Consider the following 17,588-nt stretch of genomic DNA (forward strand, 5'->3'; position numbering starts at 1 on the left):
ATCCCTTGTTAATCCAGTGCGTCCTTCAGACGACGCTCATAATGACGGTAATATTTGTCAGCCAGCAGCTCACTCTTGACGAGCACGGCCACATCCGTGGTATTGAACTGTTCATCCACCACGGCACCATCACCAACATACCCACCAAGACGCAGATACCCCTTGATGAGGGGCGGCAGCTTGCTGAGGCAGGTGCGGCGGTCCAGCGTGGCAGGGTCTGTCCGGCACATGCTGACATAGCGCTCTGGCAGGGCCCGAACCCGCAGGGCGGGCGGCGCCAGATGGTTGTGATACAGCCATGTCAGCTCATCACTCATCATATCCGGTGATGTCCCATGCAGGCTGGCACAGCCAAACAGCACGTCAATCCTGTGCAGGAAGATATAGGAGGCTATGCCCCGCCAGAGCAGCTGCATGGCCGCACGACCACGGTAATCCCGTGCCACACAGGACCGCCCGACCTCCAGAAGGCGACCGGGGAAATCTGTCAGACAGGAAATATCATACTCATCCGCCGTATAGAAACGGTCACCTTCCCCCAGCGAATCGGAACGCAGCAGACGATACGTCCCCACCACGCTGTCTGCACCACCACCACGGGCATGGTCCACCACAAGAAGGTGATCTGCAATCTCGTCGAAGCGGTCAGAATCCAGACGGGTCCGCAGGGCCTCCTCACTGGGATGAGCCCCCATCTCGTCAAAGAACACACGATAACGCAGGGCCTGTGCCGCACGGATCTCTTCTTCCGTCGTGGCAAGCCTGACACCCAAGCTGCCGCCACGCAGTTCCTGAAAACCGCCTTCACGGTTCAGGGCAAGAGTCGCCAGGGTATCCATCTGCCGCTGCGTTTTCTCGCTGCTGATGAATCCCCCCGCCTCCGGCTGCTCTGCATTACAGGAAGGGATGCATGCATCCCCAATGGTATCTGACGGCCTCTTCCCGGTCATACGAAATCAGTCACTCCTTATGCCCGGCCTGTTGGACTGGACCTGTTCCCATCCTCGGGAGCGGCATCTTTCTTCTTTTCGGGTGCCGTACGCCGTCCGAAAAGCTCCGCCCGGTGAGACATGAGATCAAACCCCAGTTCCGCAGCAATCTTCGCCAGCAGGCCGACCAGTTCATCATTCTCGAATTCGATGACGTTACCACTATCAATATCAATCAAATGATAATGATGCCCATTTTCACTGGCTTCGTAGCGGGCACGGCCCCCGCCAAAATCCCGGCGTTCCAGAATTCCTTTTTCTTCCAGCAGGCGGACTGTCCGATAAACGGTAGCAACGGAAATGCGGCTGTCCAGTTCCGAAGCACGGCGGTACAGCTCCTCCACATCCGGATGATCCTCCGCCTCCGAAAGGACACGAGCAATCACCCGCCGCTGTCCAGTCATCTTCAGACCATGCTTGACGCAGAGACGTGCAATGGGCGAATCACCCACAGTATCCCCGGACGCAGCACCCTCGCGCCCCATTTTTTTTGTGCTCATCACCATACTGATGATCTATCCGATTATGATACGGTTTGTCCAATCCACATCATAATACGAAACGCACCTCCTCCATCATGCAGACTCAACCGGGTCTGTCCTGAGAAACAGGACAGACCATCCTGATTACCCCTCGCTCCCTTCACGGCGGCGGCCAAGGCCGATGCGCCGTGCAAGGGAAGAACGATGATTGGCATAGTTGGGAGCAACCATCGGATATTCCGGCGGCAGCCCCCAACGCTCACGATATTCCTGCGGTGTCATGTTGTAGGCTGTCTTGAGGTGACGACGCAGCAGCTTCAGCTTTTTACCGTCTTCCAGGCAAATGATATAATCGGGGAAGACCGACTTGCGGGGCGGTACGGCCGGTACCGGTTTTTCGGGCTCTGCCTCCACGGCAACACCGGCCCCTGCAAGGGCACCGTGCACCGAACGGACAAGGTCCGGCAGAGTTTCGGCAGCAACATCATGACTGCTCACATACGCCGTGACGATCTGTGCTGTCAGCTGACGCAGGGCCTGTGTTTCTGTCTCAGACGACGACATAAAAAACCTATCTCCCAAGAAATTTAGTTCGACCTATAACGGATTGTAGAAAAAGACAACAAGAAAAACCGTTTCTGTAATAGTAAACACTTGTTGATAAGATAAGAAAATCCACAACATAGACAGAACTTCTTACAAAATCACGACATTACATAAGAGAACTTCTCCCTTCCGCCTGCGCCCAAATAGCACCATTTCTCACAGGGAAATACAGGCGCCCTACAAAGATCACGCTGTTTTATAAGGAATATTCATCATGAATGACATGACAAGTCTTATAGAAGGCTGTTACATGGAGCAGACAAGGAAAGACGTTACAAGAACATAACAGCTGCAAGATCATGTACATGACGACCTACCATTACAGGCATACCACACAGCCTGACCGACCCTTGTTCAACAGCTATTCCAGCATTACACGGCCCATACGTCGTGCCATGCAAAAGAAGACAGGGTATGACCTGTCAGAGCGACCACCTCAAAAGACGGGCATCCTCACCATCGTCGTAATAACGACGCCGCACCGCTACCTGCTGAAAGCCGCACCGCCCATACAAGGCAAAAGCGGCTTCATTACTGAACCGCACTTCCAGAAACAGGGTGGCTGCCTCCTGTCGGGCCCGATTGATGAGATGGGAGAGCAACCGATGCGCCAGACCCTGCCGCTGCCATTGTGGATGCACCCCCAGAGACAGGACCTCACCTTCATCCAGCACATGACGACTGATGATGAAACCCACAGGAACATCACTCACGCAAACCAGCCAGGCCTCCACACCCGGCAGGGCCAGAATCTGCCCGCAGGCTGCCTCATCCCAAGGGTCACGTCCCGAAAAGGCCGCATGATGCAGGGCCGACACGACACGGGCTGCCTCTGGCCCCACAGCCACCAGCTCAGGCCCCTGCACGTCCGACCGGACCTCCCTCTGGCCATCATGATCCGCCCTGTCCGGACAGCCCGTGCCAGACATCACTGCGGTGCCGGTCTCAGACCACCTGCCGGGGGTTTTGCCTCCGGGGGGTCCACATACAGGGGTTCAAGCGGGTAGGCCTCGACCGTCCCATCATCCAGACTCTGGCAGGCAGCCCTGAAAATGCCTTCCGCCGTCGGAGCGGCATGAGGCAGGCGGACCACGTTATTCCCCAGAACACCACAGCCTGTCTGGCCACTCAGCTCCGGCAAGGCATCATCCCCATGGACGGCATCACCTGCCACGACCGGCCAGCTCCCCGGCTGAATCTCGCCTACCGGCAGGGCACAGGCCTCCCGCCCCGGCGCATCCACAAAAACCCGCCCCCGACGGGCAAGGCACAGGATAGTGGCCTCATCATGCTTCATGGTCGCCCGCAGTGCATCACCCAGCCGAACACCTACGCCCCGACAGGACCATCCCCGGACCAACCCGGCAGCAAGGGAAAGAGACGCTCTCAACCCCGTAAAAGAGCCCGGGCCAACCACAGCCACCACCATCTCCGGTGGTTCTTTCCAACCGGCCCGGGCCAACATGGCCTGCACGGCCGGAGCAAAACGTTCCGAAGCACCACGCCCGGACAGCACCTGTTCATCCACCACCTGGCCATGTTCCAGCAGGGCGATCAGATTGCTCTGCCCCCGTCCGGCTCCCGCCCCGTTCATGACGAGACACCGCCCCGGCATCACAGCCACAGGCAGACTTCCTCATAAGGCAGGCGGGGCGCCCGGGGAGAAGATGCTTCCCCCCCGGGATAACCCAGTGCCACGAGGAAATTGGCCCGCCAGCCCTGCTTGCGGAAACATTCCTCCTCCACCATCACGGCATCAAAGCCGGACATGGGCCGCACAGCCAGCCCCAGCGCACGGGCTGCCATGATAAGATAGGCCCCCTGAAGGGTACCGTTACGAAACGCCGTCTCGTCACTCAGCCCGACATCAGCCGCATACCAGTCCCGCAGGCCGGGCATGGGGTTGAGAGTCTCGAATTTCTCGAAAAACAGGGGATCATACCCGACAACAACCAGCACCGGCGCCGTCATGGCCATCTCCGCATTGCCCAGAGACAGGGCAGGCCGGATTTTCTGCCGGGCCTCTTCCGTCTTCAGGAAAGCGAAGCGGGCCGGTGAGCAGTTGCCCGATGTTGGCCCCATCCTGAGCAGATCGTAAAGACGATGCAGGACATCATCACCCACTGGCCGGTCAGAAAAACAGTCTGCCGTGCGGCAGCGTGTAAAAAGCTCCTCGGCCAGAACAGGGCTGGAGACCTCTCCTTCTGCCGGCTGCCCCTCCGGGGCTGGTGATGATGTCATCAGCTTTTACTCCTCTACAGGTTCAACCGCCGTCACCTCCGGGATGTAGTGACGGAGCATGTTCTCCACACCGTGCCGCAATGTAGCCTTGGAAGACGGACAGCCAGAGCAGGCGCCCTGCATGCTCAGATAGACGACACCTTCCCGATAACCACGGAAGACTATGTCCCCCCCATCGCTGGCCACGGCCGGACGGACCCGTGTATCCAGAAGCTCCTTCACCCGGGCCACGATCTCGCTGTCCTCGGGAAAGATGTCAGCCTCCGGGGCAGCGATGTCTTCTGCAAGGGCTGGCTTCCCGCTTTTGAAGAAATCTGTCAGGGCCACCAGCACCTGCGGACGCAGTGCATCCCAGTCGGCTCCATCATCCTTCGTGACAGAAACAAAATCACTTCCCAGGAAGACACGCTTCACCTCGGCCATGCCAAAAAGAACATCTGCCAGAGCAGAACGCCCCGCCACGACCCCGGCCTCTGCAAAATCGACAGGGGACCGGTCGCCCGTCACGTCACGACCCGGCAAAAATTTCAGTGTCGCCGGGTTGGGAGTATCTTCAGTTTCAATCATCATAAGATCATTCTGTGTCATGAACGCCTCTCTTATCAGATACCCGATGGAATGAGCACCCTCTAACGCAACTCTACCACTTTTGGACCTTTATAGTCCTATTTGCAGACAGTATGTATATCAGACTGGCAGAACAGGCTACCTCTGCCACGTTCCCCCTTCTCCAGCTCCACCCAAGAGGATCCATGACACCCCCCTCCACCGCACTCCCTGCCAACAGCATGTCGGCCATTCCGCCGGGTGTGGCCACTGGCGGTGCATACCGTACCCTGCTCCGGGCCTGCCAGATGGGGAGCTATGCCCTTCCGGCTGTCAATGTCAGCAGTTCATCCACTGCCAATGCAGCTCTTGCCGCAGCACGGGCCAACAGGGCTGACATCATCATCCAGATTTCCGCCGGAGGGGCCCGCTTCTACGCTGGCCAGTCCCTGCCGGATGAGCAGCAGGCCCGGATTCTGGGGGCCGTGGCTCTGGCACGGCATGTCCATCTTCTGGCCCGCCATTACGGGGTAGCCGTCATCCTCCATACGGACCACGCCAACCGTCCCCTGCTGGGCTGGATTGACGGGCTCGTGGAAGAAAGCCGCCGCCACCACGAACAGACAGGCCAACCCCTGTTCTCCTCCCACATGCTCGACCTCTCGACAGAACCGGTCGCCGACAACATCGCCACGGCAGCGACCCTGATGAAAAAACTGTCCCCTCTGGGAATCGGCCTTGAGATCGAACTGGGAATCACGGGGGGAGAAGAAGACGGCATTGGCAACGAGCTGCATGGCACCGGACCGGCTGACCATCCCTCCCTCTATACAAGTCCGGAAGATGTTCTGACCGCATGGAAGACCCTGTCCCCTCTGGGGATGCTTTCCATCGCTGCCTCATTCGGGAATGTTCACGGGGTCTACGCCCCCGGCAATGTCCGCCTCCGCCCGGACATACTCCGCAGGTCCCAGGCTCTCGTGGCCGAGCGGCTCCAGACGGGCCCCAATCCTGTTCCTCTGGTCTTCCATGGCGGGTCTGGATCGGATGAAGACGCCATAAAACAGGCTGTCAGCTTCGGGGTCTTCAAATTCAACATCGATACAGACACCCAGTTCGCCTACGCACAAGGTGTGGCCCGTTACATGCAGGAACATGAAGAAGCCTTCGCCCATCAGGTCTCACCCGTAACGGGGCGGCCACTGAAAAAACAGTACGACATCCGTACCTGGATGAAGGCCGGAGAGGACAGTTTCATCCAACGGCTGACAGACAGTTTCCGTGTACTCGGGGCTCAGGGGCGCAGCACTGCCCGCCAGCCCTGACCGTCCGCTCCATCAGCGGGCAGATGGAACCGCAGCCGGTTTCTGACAGGAAACCGTCTCCACCGCCCCTTGCCCACAAACAGGCAGGGGGCCATGCCGCCCCGGCAGGGGCCAGAAAATCTCAATACCCAGAGAGACAAGCATGAGCAGGGCTGCCAGCAGCACCCATGGCAGAAAACGTGGCCTGTGACCCAGAAGAGGCGGGATACCCGTCTCCCGCTGGAACCGGCGCCCTTCCTCCAGCAAAGCCGCTGAATCCGGGACAGGACCAGCAGGCCGGTCTTCCTCTTCAGGGAAAAGGTCAGAGCCGGACACGTCTCAGCCCTCCAGAACAGCCTGCATCTCTGTCCATTCCCGCTTCGTCAGGCCGGATGTTTCCTGCGTGACACTCTCCCCGGCAAGGCGGCGGCGCAGCACCTTCAGCATCCCGGCAGAGAAGCTGTAAGCTCCGAGGCGATAATCCTCAAAAGCCTGTGCCGTATGCGGTACCCACGCCTTGAGAATCTCGATCATCTTCTGGGCATAGACACGGATTTCATACTGGGCATGTGGGTCGGACCGCAGCGCCAGAAAATGCATCAGATTATGGAGGTCAATCTTCCAGTACCACTGCGTGTAGGTGTTGAGTGTCAGATTGATGCGGGCCAGTTCCCGGGCCACACCCAGCCCCTCCGGGTCGAGCAGCTGCTCATAGTCGCCATAACATTGCAGGGCATCCCGCTGGAGAATGGACAGCACCTCTGCCGCTGTCTCTGCGCTGAGGGTCTCGCCCCGCCCCTGATTGTTGACCTTGCTCTGCGCAGCAATCTGCGTGGCATCGGGCAGATAGAACTCCCTGTCCAGTACGGAATACCGGGCAGAATATTCATTCACGCTGGCCATGCGGTGACGAATCCACTGCCGGGCGACAAAAAGTGGCAGTTTCACGTGAAACTTGATCTCGCACATTTCAAACGGTGTGGAGTGACGATGCCGCATCAGATAGCGGATGAGCCCGGCATCTTCCGACGTCTTCCGTGTTCCTTTGCCGTAGGACACACGGGCCGCCTGCACGACAGCCGAATCATCCCCCATATAGTCCACGACACGGATGAAACCATGATCCAGCAGCGGGAAAGGCTCAAAAAGAAGTGCCTCCATGGCCGGAACGGTCGGCCGCACCGTCTGGTTGGGGGCGGCACGCACGGCCTCTATTTCGGAACGCTGCTCGTCTGTCAGGGCCATGACTTCTCTCCCGCTCATCTGGCTGTGCCGGGCTATTATCCACGGAGGTGGATCAGCACGGCCATCCACTTCCCCCAGCTACTGAATGTAACCATAACGGTGACAGATGTAACCGCCCAGATGGCAGAAGGGAAGGCCCGTTTCACCTTGCCATACCGGACATAACTGCCTATATTTGTTCCTGCTGGAGGCTTCGGCCTTGGCTATGGCGATAAACGGTAGATGGAATAAGTGTTGTGGACCCGGGGGCAGTGCCCGGCGTCTCCACCATCAGCCTTCCGGGCTGGCGCTATGGGGACGAAACAGGCTCGACACGCATGGTAAAGATCTACTTTTTGCCCGGTATTGTTCCGCCGTCATCGGGCTGACTTTACAAGTGCCAACGATAACTCTGAGGTGCTCGCTGTTGCTGCATAAGCGATAAGCGCGGTCCGGGGGGTGCACCGGGCAACAGAAGCCCCCCCACCTGTTTCTTTTCTGAAACACCATCCCACGATAAAAGGTCGGGCCGGAAAATATGCAACCCGGCCCCTTGCGATTTCATGTCGCCTGTCGCACACCTGAGGTAACTTCCCAGATGCAACAGGTGATGGTGCTGTTCCATGAGTGATGATACCAACGGCTCCGACGGGCTCGGCCCCTCCATGCCAGCCAGCCTCCTCCCTTATGACCGCTGGATGGAGGATGCCCAGCGTATCGTCATGATCAAGGCGCTGGACCATGTCAGCGAACATGGCCTCCCTGGTGACCATCATTTCTACATGACATTCCGTACCGACATGCCGGGAGTGGACATCCCCTCCCGCCTCAAGGATCGCTACCCGGAAGAAATGACCATCGTCCTGCAACACCAGTTCCAGAACCTGACGGTGGACCATGACACCCGGACCTTCTCTGTCGGGCTGTCCTTTGGCGGCATCCCCAGCACCCTGCACATCCCTCTGGGAGCGGTCACGGCCTTTGCGGACCCTCACATCCATCTCGTCATGCATTTCACGCCCCAGCAGCACATGGCAGATGCCGACACTCCGACAGACCCTGACCTCCACGGAGGGGACAAGGGCGGTCTGGCCGAGGTCCACACCTTCCACCCCTCGGCAGACGAACCGAAGGCACATGCCGGAACCAGTGCAGGCCATGACGGTGACTCCCATGACCAGGAAAATGAGGGGGCGAAGGTTGTCAGTCTGGCAGCCTTCCGCAAGAAACCCTCAAGCAATGATCCCTCTGGAACCCCTGATGACAGGGACCGCTGAGCAGGGACCGGGCGTGTGACCCTGTCCTCCCTCTCCTGGCGCTCCCATGGGTCACGATGGGCAGAGCTGGTATTTTTTTCTGCCGTGATTTCCGGCCTCTTCATGCTGCTGCATCTGACAGCGGGCATGATGCTGGGCCCCATGGCGGCCGGCATCATCCTGTCGATCAGGAACCGTGGCGTCACCATCAAACCCGTTTTCTTTACCATGGCACAGGCCATACTGGCCTGTGTGGTCGTCAACAGCCTGACAGGCTCTGTCCTCCACCACATCATGTCCCACTGGGTACTGGTTCTTTTCAGTGTCCTCTCCGTCATCCTTGTCAGTTTTTCCACGGGGGCCTGTCTGGCCTGGTTCGGGGTCATGCCGGGGACGACGGCCCTCTGGGGCACATCACCGGGCGCAGCCTCCACCATGGTCATGCTCTGCGGGTCTTTCGGAGCTGATACAAGGCTGACAGCCTTCATGCTCTATTTCAGGGTCATCATGGTTGCCGTTGCCACGTCCCTGATTTCATGGATCGTCATACGCACGGGCCACGCCACTCCCACGCCCGCACCAATGCGAGGCAACCTGCTACCTACACTGCTGCTTGTCACCATCAGTACGGTCATCGGCCTCAGGCTGCGTTCACCAGCGGCAACACTTCTGCTGACCATTCTGACAGGTGCCACAGCCCAGCTGAGTGGCCTGTTCCAGATCAGCGCCCCTTTCTGGATCCGCATCCCGGCCTATCTGACCATCGGCTGGTCCATCGGGCTGCGTTTCACCGCACCCGTCCTGCGTTATGCACTCCGCTCCATCCCAGCGGTCGCCCTCTCCTCCATGACACTCATTGCCAGCTGCGCCCTGCTGGCCCTGCCGGTAGCCCATTTCGCCCGGATTGACCTCCTCAGTGCCTACCTGGCCACAAGCCCGGGCGGGCTGGACACCATCATCGTCATCAGCGCCAACGTCCCGATTGCCCTGCCCTTCATCATTGCCATGCAGACAGCCCGGATGCTCGCCATCATCACGCTCGGGCCAGCCATTGCCCGTCCCCTTGGGCGATGGCTGGAACGCCATACCAGCCGCACGGCCGCCATGCCTGAGCAGATGGAGCAGCTGCCCCGCTCCCCTCCCACAAGCAAGTAACCCCGGAAGAGGGCACGGCCACGCCGCCTGCTGGCATGACGGCAAAGAAAAACCCTCCACGAAGGAGGGCTTTTCCATATTCCAGCACTGCCTGAATGGGTTGAACCCCCAGTCTATCTCAGGGCATCAAACTCACTGACTGCGTCCGCCTGGTAAGACCGGCGGGCCTTTTCGAGATACTCTTCCCACTTCGGAACGTAATAGCCGTACCCAGCCGGATTCTGGAAGAACCAGTGACGCCAGGCATGGAAGACATGATCATGCTCACGATAGGCCGGATCATTCAGCAGATGCCGCGCAGCAGGTGGCTTGGCCGCATGAAAATGGACGATGGTAGCGTTGTCATCCACCCCCCAGTAAGGCTTCCAGTTGAAGCGGGCGGAAAGTGGGCTCCACTGTGCATTGTAGAAAATGCGCAGCAGCTCCTGATCATACCCAGCCACATGGTCCAGATTATCGCACAGGAAATCCACCATCGCTGGCAGGTCACGACGCATACGCTCAAGGTTCATCACCATGACCCCCGAGTTCATGTCCACGTAGTAATCCTGCTTGCCGAACTGCCCGCAAGCCGCAAAGATTTCCGGCGTGCAGAACTCGACCTGCGGGTCCTTCAGGAACATCACGTCACAGTCGGTGTACAGGACGTACTGGTCATCCTGCTCCAGCAGGGGCAGCTCCAGCCGCATGAAGGCACCAGCCGCCGTAAAAATGTAATTGGGCCATTCCGGTTTGAGGCGACGCTGGGCCTCCAGCAGGCGGTCATAGAAATGCAGACGGTGAAAAATGACATTCACCCCGGCAGCCCGCATCTCCCGCGTGAAGTCACATTCGTTTCCATCAAACACCATGTGCGGGATCAGCGTCGTATTCTCACGGGCCGACTGTACGGCAGCCCGGATACAATCGATAAAACCATGATCAGGGTCGTTGGACAGTGTCTTCTCTGTAATCGCAAAAAACCACTTCATCCCTCAACGCTCCCTGACACCCAGTCTCTCAGAATCATATGATCATTCATTCGCCATGCCCCACTGACACGTCACCAGTTCCGGGAAATCAGCCAGAACTCTTCGGACGTCAGCGTCACCGTCCCCTGTCCTGCCGTATCTGCGGCGGCTCTGGCAAGAGCATGTATACGCTCGATCAGGATCGTTTTGCGCTGATGCGCCTCAGAGGTCTCCTTCTCCCCGGCCAGCGTCTGCAGGGCCAGCTCGGCAGCACGGGCAACACGGCCTGCATCCAGCGCAGCGTAAGACATGATCTCGTCCTTCAATTCCTACCAATAAAACCATTCCCCCGCCTCGGGCAGGTACAGAACGGAGCAGCTCCCGCTGCCAGCCAATATAATCCCCTCTACAGTAGTCCCGTTTCCTTCCTTTTTTCAATCCCCTACCTTCCATTAAACCTCTTTTATAACGTGATCTTTACTTATAAAAACCAGGCTCCTCTCTGCCCTCCATCATTTCCATGATAGGGAGAGGAAGCTCACGCATGTCCCTGTTCAGGAAGCCCCCATGATACGCACTGCCCCGTCCTCTACCCTGCGTATGGTCCGCCTCTGCCTTGCCCTGCTCCTCCCTGCCCTTCTGGCAGCCTGCGCCACACGTCCCAGCGGCAACAGCCCGACCATGCCCGTGCTGGAGGAACAGGCAGACTATCAGGCCCATGCCCGCTCGCACTACACACCGCCCGGCCCGCCTGAAGACCCCTGGGGGCCTTACATCAATGAAGCATCAAACCGTTTCGATGTGCCTGCTGAATGGATCAGGGCCGTCATGCATCAGGAGTCAGGGGGGCATCTGTATGACCGTTATGGCAACTTCATCACCTCCACGCCCGGCGCCATGGGGCTGATGCAGATCATGCCACCCGCCTATGACGACCTGCGGACCCAGTACAATCTGGGACCTGACCCCTACGACCCGCACGACAACATTCTCGCCGGAACAGCCTATATCCGCCAGATGTATGAAATATACGGCTCTCCCGGCTTTCTGGCTGCCTATAATTATGGCCCGGGCAGTCTGGACCACTACCTCCGCCAGAACAGGGCCCTCCCACGGGAGACACGCAATTATGTGGCGGCCATTGCCCCCAAGATCATGGGCATCTGGCCGCATCAGCGCTCCCGCAATGACCTCATCGTGGCCCGCCATGACAGGACGGCGCAGGGGCCCGCCCGCATGGATACGGCCACACCTCTGGATGGTGGTGGGAGCTATGACGAAACCACCACGGCCGGACAGGCTGTCCAAACAGCCGAAACACAGGATATCCGGGCCGCATGGGCCGCCCGCGGTTTTTCCTCCCCTCAGCCGCAGCCAGCAGCTCCCATCGCCCGGCCCCATTCGCCTCCACCACGCTCCTTTCCGCCAGAACCACAGAGAAATACGCTGCGCATCCAGTCCATTCCCCTGGCTGATGCCCCAGCCAGACGGAGGGGAGCGACAGACATGCTGGCCGAATCAACCCATGACTGGGCCATCCAGCTGGGGAGCTATGCTGGTGAAAAACAGGCCCTCATGGTTGCCACACAGCTACGCCCCCGCATTACCCCCATTGCCGGCGGGGCCTCCGTCCATGTCATGCCCGTTCGTACGGCCAGAGGTACACTCTACCGGGCCCGGCTCATCAACCTGACGCACAGCCAGGCTACCGGGGCGTGCAGGCATCTGCGGGGGACCATAGACTGCCTGACAATTCCCCCCAACGCTCCCTGACCATCATCGGAGGAACACACGGGACATGCCGCACACACCGCACCATGTCGGCACGGCCAGGCCACTCCGGCTCGCTGATGATGTCACCAGCACGGCCCTCTATGCCGGGCCGGGTGACTGTTACCGCTATACGCTCAGGCGTATCTGGAATGAGACAGGGCCCCTCATCATGTGGATCATGATGAATCCCTCTGTCGCCACGGAATATGGAGATGACCGTTCCGTGGCCAAATGCCAGCGTTACAGTCGGCAATGGGGTTATGGCGGCATGTTCGTGGGCAACAGCTTCGCCTATCGCTGCACGGACCAGAAACGCCTTCTCGAGGTCGCCGACCCCGTCGGCCCGGAGACCGACCACTACCTGCTGGACATGGCTGGACAGGCTGAACTCATCGTGCTGGCCTACGGCACCCCGCAGGCCAAGGAGCTGCGCTACCGGGGACCTGAGGTGGCACGGCTGCTGCTCCGGGCTGGTCACAGGGTCACGGCCCTGCGGCTGAGCCGCAAAGGCCATCGCCCCGAACACCCGCTCTATCTCCCGGCGGACCTTACACCCGTCCCCCTGACGGCAGACGATTTCTGATCCACCTCCCACCACGCAGACAGGGCTTTCCCGCAAGGGGAGGCGCGCCCATCTGGCTTCAGACGCTTTCTGCGACCCAATTTTTCTTCTTTGTCTGACGGCCAATGCCGGGATTCAAACAGTTGCAAGGATCGAGCGAGCGGTAATGGGCGGCCATGCTCTGCGGAGCATGATAGAGGTGCCCCACATTATGCTCGGCCGGATAACGGGCTCCCCGTTTGTCCAGTATTGGCCACATCATGGTCGTCTCAACTTCCATGGGGTCCACACCAGGCCTGACAACATAATCCTGATGCATGACATGGCAGAGGAAGTGCCCGTAATAGAGCTTCAGCAGCAGCTGGTCGTCCACCTCCGGCGGAAGACGCTCCTGCCACTCCCAGTCATTGCGGCGCAGAGCGACATCCAGTGCCATCATGCCGCCCGTCTTCCTGCCATGAACAGCCACATACCGGTTTGCTGCCCCCGCCGCCGCAAACCGGTGCAGAAAAGCCAGCGTCCCCTCCTGCGCCGTACACTCAAAGAAGGCACCCTCCACCTCCTGCCCTTCGGTAAAGAAGCTCTCCAGCCATGGGCGGACCTGCCGGGCCAGCGTGCCAGATACACGCAGCATGAGGTGATGGTCATATGTCTCGTGATAGGCCCTCATGCGGGCTGGCACCTGCGAAGGCAGGAACCGGCTGCCAGACTGCATGAGCAGGTCGCTCAGCCCGTCCGGTACCCATGAGAAACGCCGGGCGAAGGCATCCACACGAGCCTTCAGACGGAACATGAGCGGCAGATGTTTCGTTCCCAGAAAACGGATCAGCGCCACGGTATCCCGCCCGTATTCATCCGCAATGGCAAAAGCATCCCGATGCATGTATTCACCCGCAACGGGCAGCTCCTCAAACGCCGTCAGAAGATGCCGCCGGACCTTTTCCAACGTATCGGTCCGGTTGGTGCCAAGATAGAAGACGGCCGTATCCTTCGCTGCCGGGAAGGTATCCAGCCGCACGGCAAAGACGATCAGCTTTCCCGCATTACCGGATGCCTCGAACAGACGGCCCGGGTCCGCATTGTAACGCCCCGGGGATGCCTCATCGACCTGGCGGATACGGTTGACGTAATCATCATCATGGGCCTTTCTCGTGCCCGACCAGTCCACATCATCCGGGCTGTAACGACCATGTTCCAGCGCATCCAGCACGGATTCTGCCACAGCTTCATCCGGGAAGCGGATGCCCAGATGATTGACCAGATTCAGCCTGCCCTCGGCATCCACCTGTCCATAGAGGGCCATTTCCGTATAAGCCGGACCACGCTGCACCAGGGCCCCGCCCGAGTTGTTACTCACCCCCCCGAGGACAGAAGCCCCGATGCAGGAAGACCCGATGACCGAATGGGGTTCCCGCCCCAGCGGAGCCAGTTTTTCTTCCAGCTCGTAAAGATCCGCCCCCGGCAGGCAGACAACCTGTCGGCCTTCTCCCAGAAGCTGGATACCTTTCAGCCTGCGTGTGCTGATGAGAATGATCGGCCTGTCATAATCGTTACCATCCGGTGTGGAGCCGCCCGTCAGCCCTGTATTGGCGGCCTGCATGAGAATGATGCGCCCTGATTCCACCGCCAGCTTCGAGACACGCCACAGCTCAACCAGAGAGCCGGGAATAACGACGGCTTCCACCCGGCCATCACCAAACCGGAACCCCTTGCGGTACCCGTAGGTCGCACTTTCCGAGGTCAGGACATATCTGGTGCCAACAACAGATTTCAACTCGCCAACAAGATCGACCATTCCATCCTCTTTCCGCCCCTTTCCTTCAAGATCAACTCCGGGAAGGAAAGGGCACATCCATGAAACAAGATGTGACATTACCTCTTTCAATGCGATGAAAACCATAGAAAGGCCCTTTGGGCCGCCCTGTTTTCCTGTCAAAGAAATGTGAAATGCCTTTCGGCACCAGTATTACCTGGTCCGCCCGAAAAGTTTCTCCAGCCCGTCCTTGTCCAGCTTCAACCATGTCGGACGGCCATGAGGGCAGGTATTGGCCCGGGGATGCTGCTCCATGCCCCGCAACAGAGCATCCATTTCCTCCTGCTTGAGAATACGGCCGGCACGGATGCTGCCATGACAGGCCATCCGGGCCATGATGGCTTCAAACCGCCCATCCAGACTGTCTGTCTGCCGGGCTGGCAGGTCAGGCATCTGCACGAGTTCATCCGCCACATCCCGCAGAAGGCCCGCCACGTCACTACCGCTCAATGGGGCGGGCAGACTGCGGACCAGAACGCTCCCACTGCCAAAAGATTCTATCTCCAGACCAAAACGGGCCAGCTCCTCCGCACATCGTGACAGCGCCTCGGCCGCCCCATGCGGCAGATCAACCACCTCCGGCATCAGAAGGGCCTGCGCCTGCACGGCCCCTTCAGCAAAACGGGCACGCAGGCGCTCATGGGTCAGACGCTCATGGGCAGCATGCTGGTCTGTCAGGATCAGGTCACCATCCGGGGCAATCGAGAGAATATAGGTGGCATGAATCTGCCCGATCGGCACACCAAGTGGCTGCTCCGGCTGTCTGCCGCCAACAGACGGATGAGGCACCTCCTCCCCTCCGCCATCTTCCACCTGCGCAACCCGGCCCGACGTCACATAACCCTGCTGCGGCTCTGCAAGGCCGGGAGCAAACTGCCGCTCCTTCATCACGGCAGACGAAGCAAAACGGCGAACGGACGTCCCCAGACCAAGATCGGCCGGAGGAACAGCCCGGGCGCCCGTATGATCATATGAATAGGACGTACCCGGCACGTTCTGCCCAATGGAAGCTGCCCGGCGGCCAATGATGCCAAGATCGGCCTGTATGCCTCCACCGTCCCCGGCGCTACGGGCCAACGCACGCCCCACAGCCCCAATGACAAAAGCTCTCACCTCGGCCTCATCCGCAAACCGCAGCTCTGTCTTGGCAGGATGGACATTCACATCCACACGATCAAGCGGAAGGCGCAGATGCAGCAGGAGAACAGGGAAACGCCCTTTCTCGATCACGGGCCGATAGGCCACCCGTATGGCAGTCCGCAGGATGGGGTCCATCACAGGGCGATTATTGACCAGCATGAACTGGCCGCTGCCTGTCCGCCTGGTTTCACCCGGACCACAGATATACCCGCCCAGCCGCATGGGGCCACGCTGCTCATCAACCGTCAGAAGGCCATCTTCGGGCACATCAAGAATGCTAGCCACACGGGCACGGACATCCTGCGGCGGCAGATTGAAGATCTCCCGCCCATCCATGACGAAACTGATGGCACAATCCGGCGCACTCAACGCCACACGCCGCATGACGGCTTCAGCGTGATTGCCCTCCACTCTGGCTGTCTTGAGAAATTTGCGGCGGGCCGGTGTCGCAAAGAACAGGTCCCGCACCACAACACGGGTCCCCACAGAACCAGCAGAAGGCACCGGCCCGCTGACAACACCCCCCTGCACGGAAAGCTCCCAGGCCGTTTCAGCCGTTTCTGTCCGTGATGTCAGGAAAAGGCGGGCACTGGCCCCGATGGATGGCAGCGCCTCCCCCCGAAACCCCAGTGTTTTTATGGCCGTCAGGTCATCATCCGGCAATTTGGAGGTACAGTGCCGCTCCACCGCCAGGGGCAGCTCCTCGGCTTCCATCCCCCGGCCATTATCCCGGACATCAATCAGCTCACAGCCGCCCCCCCGCAGGGTGACCTCAAGACGGGTCGCCCCGGCATCCAGCGCATTTTCCACCAGTTCCTTGAGCGCCGCCGCCGGGCGCTCCACCACCTCACCAGCGGCAATAAGATCCACAACATGGCTGGAAAGACGGCGGATGACAGGCCTCATCATGACTTCTCCTCAGACAGGAGGCAGAACAGGACGGAACACCAACCGCAAAAGGAGAGCCTGGAAGCTCTTATTTGCCACCCTTCCGCAGGGTCGGCGTGGCGCCTTCAGCAAAGCTCTGCCCCAGGGCCGCATTCTTCTGGATGCGGCGATTTTCCGCTTCGCCATCCACGACATTGCCAGCCCGGCCACCCCGCCAGAAAAGAAGACTGTCCACAAATCCAGCATCAGCATCGCCAAGTTCGGCATTGTTCGGACCACGGGCCGCCGATGTGGCCCGCTGGACAAGGGCCTCCTGCCCGACGCTCTCCGTCCCCTCATTGGGGTGAAGAGCGACATCCGGGGCCAGCGTCTCCAGCGCCTGCATACGGGGACTTTCATCCGGGCGGTTGGCACTGGCTGCCCCCGGAAGGGCCAGTTTCTCCGAGGGTGGCATGGAGAGTGGCGCACGGGTCGTCACGGCGTATTCATCCGGCAGGCTGCGCTGAAGGCCGAAGCCACGCGCCACATCACTGCCGGAGCACCCAGCCAACGCCAGCCCGAACGTGGCCAGAGCACCCAACCGGACTCCGTGACGTATAACTGAAGGAGCAAAAAGCCGCATGACAGGTTCCCGCACTGCACTCACAAAAAGATGCCCA

The 17,588-nt window shown here is 59.6% G+C and carries 19 protein-coding genes and 1 other RNA gene; 6 read left to right on the plus strand and 14 right to left on the minus strand.

All coding sequences use genetic code 11. The features are described from left to right. Window positions 1-8: 8 nt before the first annotated feature. From J8Z04_RS00135 to J8Z04_RS00165, 7 genes are all read right to left on the minus strand, one after another. Window positions 9-839 carry a GNAT family N-acetyltransferase gene (locus J8Z04_RS00135; protein ID WP_192848761.1) on the minus strand — a complete coding sequence of 277 codons (831 nt, stop codon included), beginning with the start codon at window positions 837-839 and terminating at the stop codon, window positions 9-11. 128 nt (window positions 840-967) lie between these two features. Continuing rightward, complete coding sequence (locus J8Z04_RS00140) at window positions 968-1,495, minus strand: Fur family transcriptional regulator (RefSeq protein WP_043558908.1); 528 nt, start codon at window positions 1,493-1,495, stop codon at window positions 968-970. Between the two features lie 120 nt (window positions 1,496-1,615). After that, a complete protein-coding gene (locus J8Z04_RS00145; RefSeq protein WP_043558914.1) occupies window positions 1,616-2,035 on the minus strand; it encodes a MucR family transcriptional regulator in 420 nt (139 codons plus the stop codon). Between the two features lie 464 nt (window positions 2,036-2,499). Next, window positions 2,500-3,006 (minus strand): ribosomal protein S18-alanine N-acetyltransferase, encoded by a 507-nt coding sequence (rimI, locus tag J8Z04_RS00150; RefSeq protein ID WP_192848731.1) that lies wholly within the window; start codon window positions 3,004-3,006, stop codon window positions 2,500-2,502. Beyond that, window positions 3,006-3,671, minus strand: a complete 666-nt coding sequence (gene tsaB / locus J8Z04_RS00155; RefSeq protein WP_232086421.1) for a tRNA (adenosine(37)-N6)-threonylcarbamoyltransferase complex dimerization subunit type 1 TsaB — start codon at window positions 3,669-3,671, stop codon at window positions 3,006-3,008. Before tsaB ends, rimI begins: the two co-directional genes overlap by 1 nt. 20 nt (window positions 3,672-3,691) lie before the next feature. Beyond that, window positions 3,692-4,318, minus strand: a complete 627-nt coding sequence (locus tag J8Z04_RS00160; protein WP_081562902.1) for a malonic semialdehyde reductase — start codon at window positions 4,316-4,318, stop codon at window positions 3,692-3,694. 6 nt (window positions 4,319-4,324) lie between these two features. Next, on the minus strand, window positions 4,325-4,888 hold the full coding sequence (locus J8Z04_RS00165; protein ID WP_043559316.1) for a NifU family protein: 564 nt from the start codon (window positions 4,886-4,888) through the stop codon (window positions 4,325-4,327). 182 nt (window positions 4,889-5,070) lie between these two features. Between J8Z04_RS00165 and fbaA the strand changes: the two genes are divergently transcribed. Then, on the plus strand, window positions 5,071-6,189 hold the full coding sequence (fbaA, locus tag J8Z04_RS00170) for a class II fructose-bisphosphate aldolase (protein ID WP_232086420.1): 1,119 nt from the start codon (window positions 5,071-5,073) through the stop codon (window positions 6,187-6,189). A gap of 12 nt (window positions 6,190-6,201) precedes the next feature. On the opposite strand, the gene J8Z04_RS00175 is transcribed toward fbaA, so the two are convergent. Then, a complete protein-coding gene (locus tag J8Z04_RS00175) occupies window positions 6,202-6,504 on the minus strand; it encodes a hypothetical protein (RefSeq protein ID WP_043558918.1) in 303 nt (100 codons plus the stop codon). A gap of 3 nt (window positions 6,505-6,507) precedes the next feature. Further along, window positions 6,508-7,413 carry an FAD-dependent thymidylate synthase gene (gene thyX / locus J8Z04_RS00180; protein ID WP_043558921.1) on the minus strand — a complete coding sequence of 302 codons (906 nt, stop codon included), beginning with the start codon at window positions 7,411-7,413 and terminating at the stop codon, window positions 6,508-6,510. Between the two features lie 143 nt (window positions 7,414-7,556). On the opposite strand from thyX, the gene ssrA reads away from it, so the two are divergent. The 3 genes from ssrA (at window position 7,557) to J8Z04_RS00195 (ending at window position 9,803) form a co-directional block, all read left to right on the plus strand. Further along, window positions 7,557-7,878, plus strand: a transfer-messenger RNA (tmRNA) gene (gene ssrA / locus J8Z04_RS00185). Window positions 7,879-8,015: 137 nt separating this feature from the next. After that, the gene (locus J8Z04_RS00190) at window positions 8,016-8,669 is read left to right on the plus strand and encodes an SspB family protein (protein WP_192848730.1); all 654 of its coding nucleotides are present in this window, start codon (window positions 8,016-8,018) and stop codon (window positions 8,667-8,669) included. A gap of 15 nt (window positions 8,670-8,684) precedes the next feature. Next, window positions 8,685-9,803 carry an AbrB family transcriptional regulator gene (locus J8Z04_RS00195; protein ID WP_192848729.1) on the plus strand — a complete coding sequence of 373 codons (1,119 nt, stop codon included), beginning with the start codon at window positions 8,685-8,687 and terminating at the stop codon, window positions 9,801-9,803. A 113-nt stretch (window positions 9,804-9,916) separates the two neighbouring features. Here the strand turns inward: J8Z04_RS00195 and J8Z04_RS00200 are convergent, their stop codons facing one another. Both J8Z04_RS00200 and J8Z04_RS00205 read right to left on the minus strand, forming a co-directional pair. Then, entirely contained in the window at window positions 9,917-10,774 is an 858-nt protein-coding gene (locus J8Z04_RS00200; RefSeq protein ID WP_043558923.1) for a glycosyltransferase family protein, read from the minus strand. A 71-nt stretch (window positions 10,775-10,845) separates the two neighbouring features. After that, window positions 10,846-11,064: a hypothetical protein gene (locus tag J8Z04_RS00205; RefSeq protein WP_081562904.1), complete on the minus strand. Its 219-nt coding sequence runs from the start codon at window positions 11,062-11,064 to the stop codon at window positions 10,846-10,848. 256 nt (window positions 11,065-11,320) lie between these two features. Between J8Z04_RS00205 and J8Z04_RS00210 the strand changes: the two genes are divergently transcribed. Together J8Z04_RS00210 and J8Z04_RS00215 are read left to right on the plus strand one after the other, a co-directional pair. Then, on the plus strand, window positions 11,321-12,526 hold the full coding sequence (locus J8Z04_RS00210; RefSeq protein WP_052348959.1) for a transglycosylase SLT domain-containing protein: 1,206 nt from the start codon (window positions 11,321-11,323) through the stop codon (window positions 12,524-12,526). A 25-nt stretch (window positions 12,527-12,551) separates the two neighbouring features. Continuing rightward, window positions 12,552-13,109: a DUF1643 domain-containing protein gene (locus J8Z04_RS00215; protein ID WP_081562905.1), complete on the plus strand. Its 558-nt coding sequence runs from the start codon at window positions 12,552-12,554 to the stop codon at window positions 13,107-13,109. A 58-nt stretch (window positions 13,110-13,167) separates the two neighbouring features. On the opposite strand, the gene dld is transcribed toward J8Z04_RS00215, so the two are convergent. The 3 genes from dld to J8Z04_RS00230 all read right to left on the minus strand — a co-directional run bounded on the left by dld (window position 13,168) and on the right by J8Z04_RS00230 (window position 17,575). Next, window positions 13,168-14,883 carry a D-lactate dehydrogenase gene (gene dld, locus J8Z04_RS00220; RefSeq protein ID WP_043558934.1) on the minus strand — a complete coding sequence of 572 codons (1,716 nt, stop codon included), beginning with the start codon at window positions 14,881-14,883 and terminating at the stop codon, window positions 13,168-13,170. A gap of 171 nt (window positions 14,884-15,054) precedes the next feature. Beyond that, window positions 15,055-16,950, minus strand: coding sequence for a DNA mismatch repair endonuclease MutL (gene mutL, locus J8Z04_RS00225; protein WP_192848728.1), 1,896 nt, complete (start codon window positions 16,948-16,950; stop codon window positions 15,055-15,057). 67 nt (window positions 16,951-17,017) lie between these two features. After that, window positions 17,018-17,575: a DUF3035 domain-containing protein gene (locus J8Z04_RS00230; protein WP_373364572.1), complete on the minus strand. Its 558-nt coding sequence runs from the start codon at window positions 17,573-17,575 to the stop codon at window positions 17,018-17,020. Window positions 17,576-17,588: the final 13 nt, after the last annotated feature.

Source organism: Bombella apis (genome assembly GCF_018221685.1).
GTDB lineage: Bacteria > Pseudomonadota > Alphaproteobacteria > Acetobacterales > Acetobacteraceae > Bombella > Bombella apis.

Coding starts and splice junctions, on each gene's coding strand:
- J8Z04_RS00135 (WP_192848761.1), bottom strand. CDS start 839: ATGGATACCCTGGCGACTCTTGCCCTGAACCGTGAAGGCGGTTTTCAG.
- J8Z04_RS00140 (WP_043558908.1), bottom strand. CDS start 1,495: ATGGTGATGAGCACAAAAAAAATGGGGCGCGAGGGTGCTGCGTCCGGG.
- J8Z04_RS00145 (WP_043558914.1), bottom strand. CDS start 2,035: ATGTCGTCGTCTGAGACAGAAACACAGGCCCTGCGTCAGCTGACAGCA.
- rimI (WP_192848731.1), bottom strand. CDS start 3,006: ATGTCTGGCACGGGCTGTCCGGACAGGGCGGATCATGATGGCCAGAGG.
- tsaB (WP_232086421.1), bottom strand. CDS start 3,671: ATGAACGGGGCGGGAGCCGGACGGGGGCAGAGCAATCTGATCGCCCTG.
- J8Z04_RS00160 (WP_081562902.1), bottom strand. CDS start 4,318: ATGACATCATCACCAGCCCCGGAGGGGCAGCCGGCAGAAGGAGAGGTC.
- J8Z04_RS00165 (WP_043559316.1), bottom strand. CDS start 4,888: ATGATGATTGAAACTGAAGATACTCCCAACCCGGCGACACTGAAATTT.
- fbaA (WP_232086420.1), top strand. CDS start 5,071: ATGACACCCCCCTCCACCGCACTCCCTGCCAACAGCATGTCGGCCATT.
- thyX (WP_043558921.1), bottom strand. CDS start 7,413: ATGGCCCTGACAGACGAGCAGCGTTCCGAAATAGAGGCCGTGCGTGCC.
- J8Z04_RS00190 (WP_192848730.1), top strand. CDS start 8,016: ATGAGTGATGATACCAACGGCTCCGACGGGCTCGGCCCCTCCATGCCA.
- J8Z04_RS00200 (WP_043558923.1), bottom strand. CDS start 10,774: ATGAAGTGGTTTTTTGCGATTACAGAGAAGACACTGTCCAACGACCCT.
- J8Z04_RS00205 (WP_081562904.1), bottom strand. CDS start 11,064: ATGTCTTACGCTGCGCTGGATGCAGGCCGTGTTGCCCGTGCTGCCGAG.
- J8Z04_RS00210 (WP_052348959.1), top strand. CDS start 11,321: ATGATACGCACTGCCCCGTCCTCTACCCTGCGTATGGTCCGCCTCTGC.
- J8Z04_RS00215 (WP_081562905.1), top strand. CDS start 12,552: ATGCCGCACACACCGCACCATGTCGGCACGGCCAGGCCACTCCGGCTC.
- dld (WP_043558934.1), bottom strand. CDS start 14,883: ATGGTCGATCTTGTTGGCGAGTTGAAATCTGTTGTTGGCACCAGATAT.
- mutL (WP_192848728.1), bottom strand. CDS start 16,950: ATGATGAGGCCTGTCATCCGCCGTCTTTCCAGCCATGTTGTGGATCTT.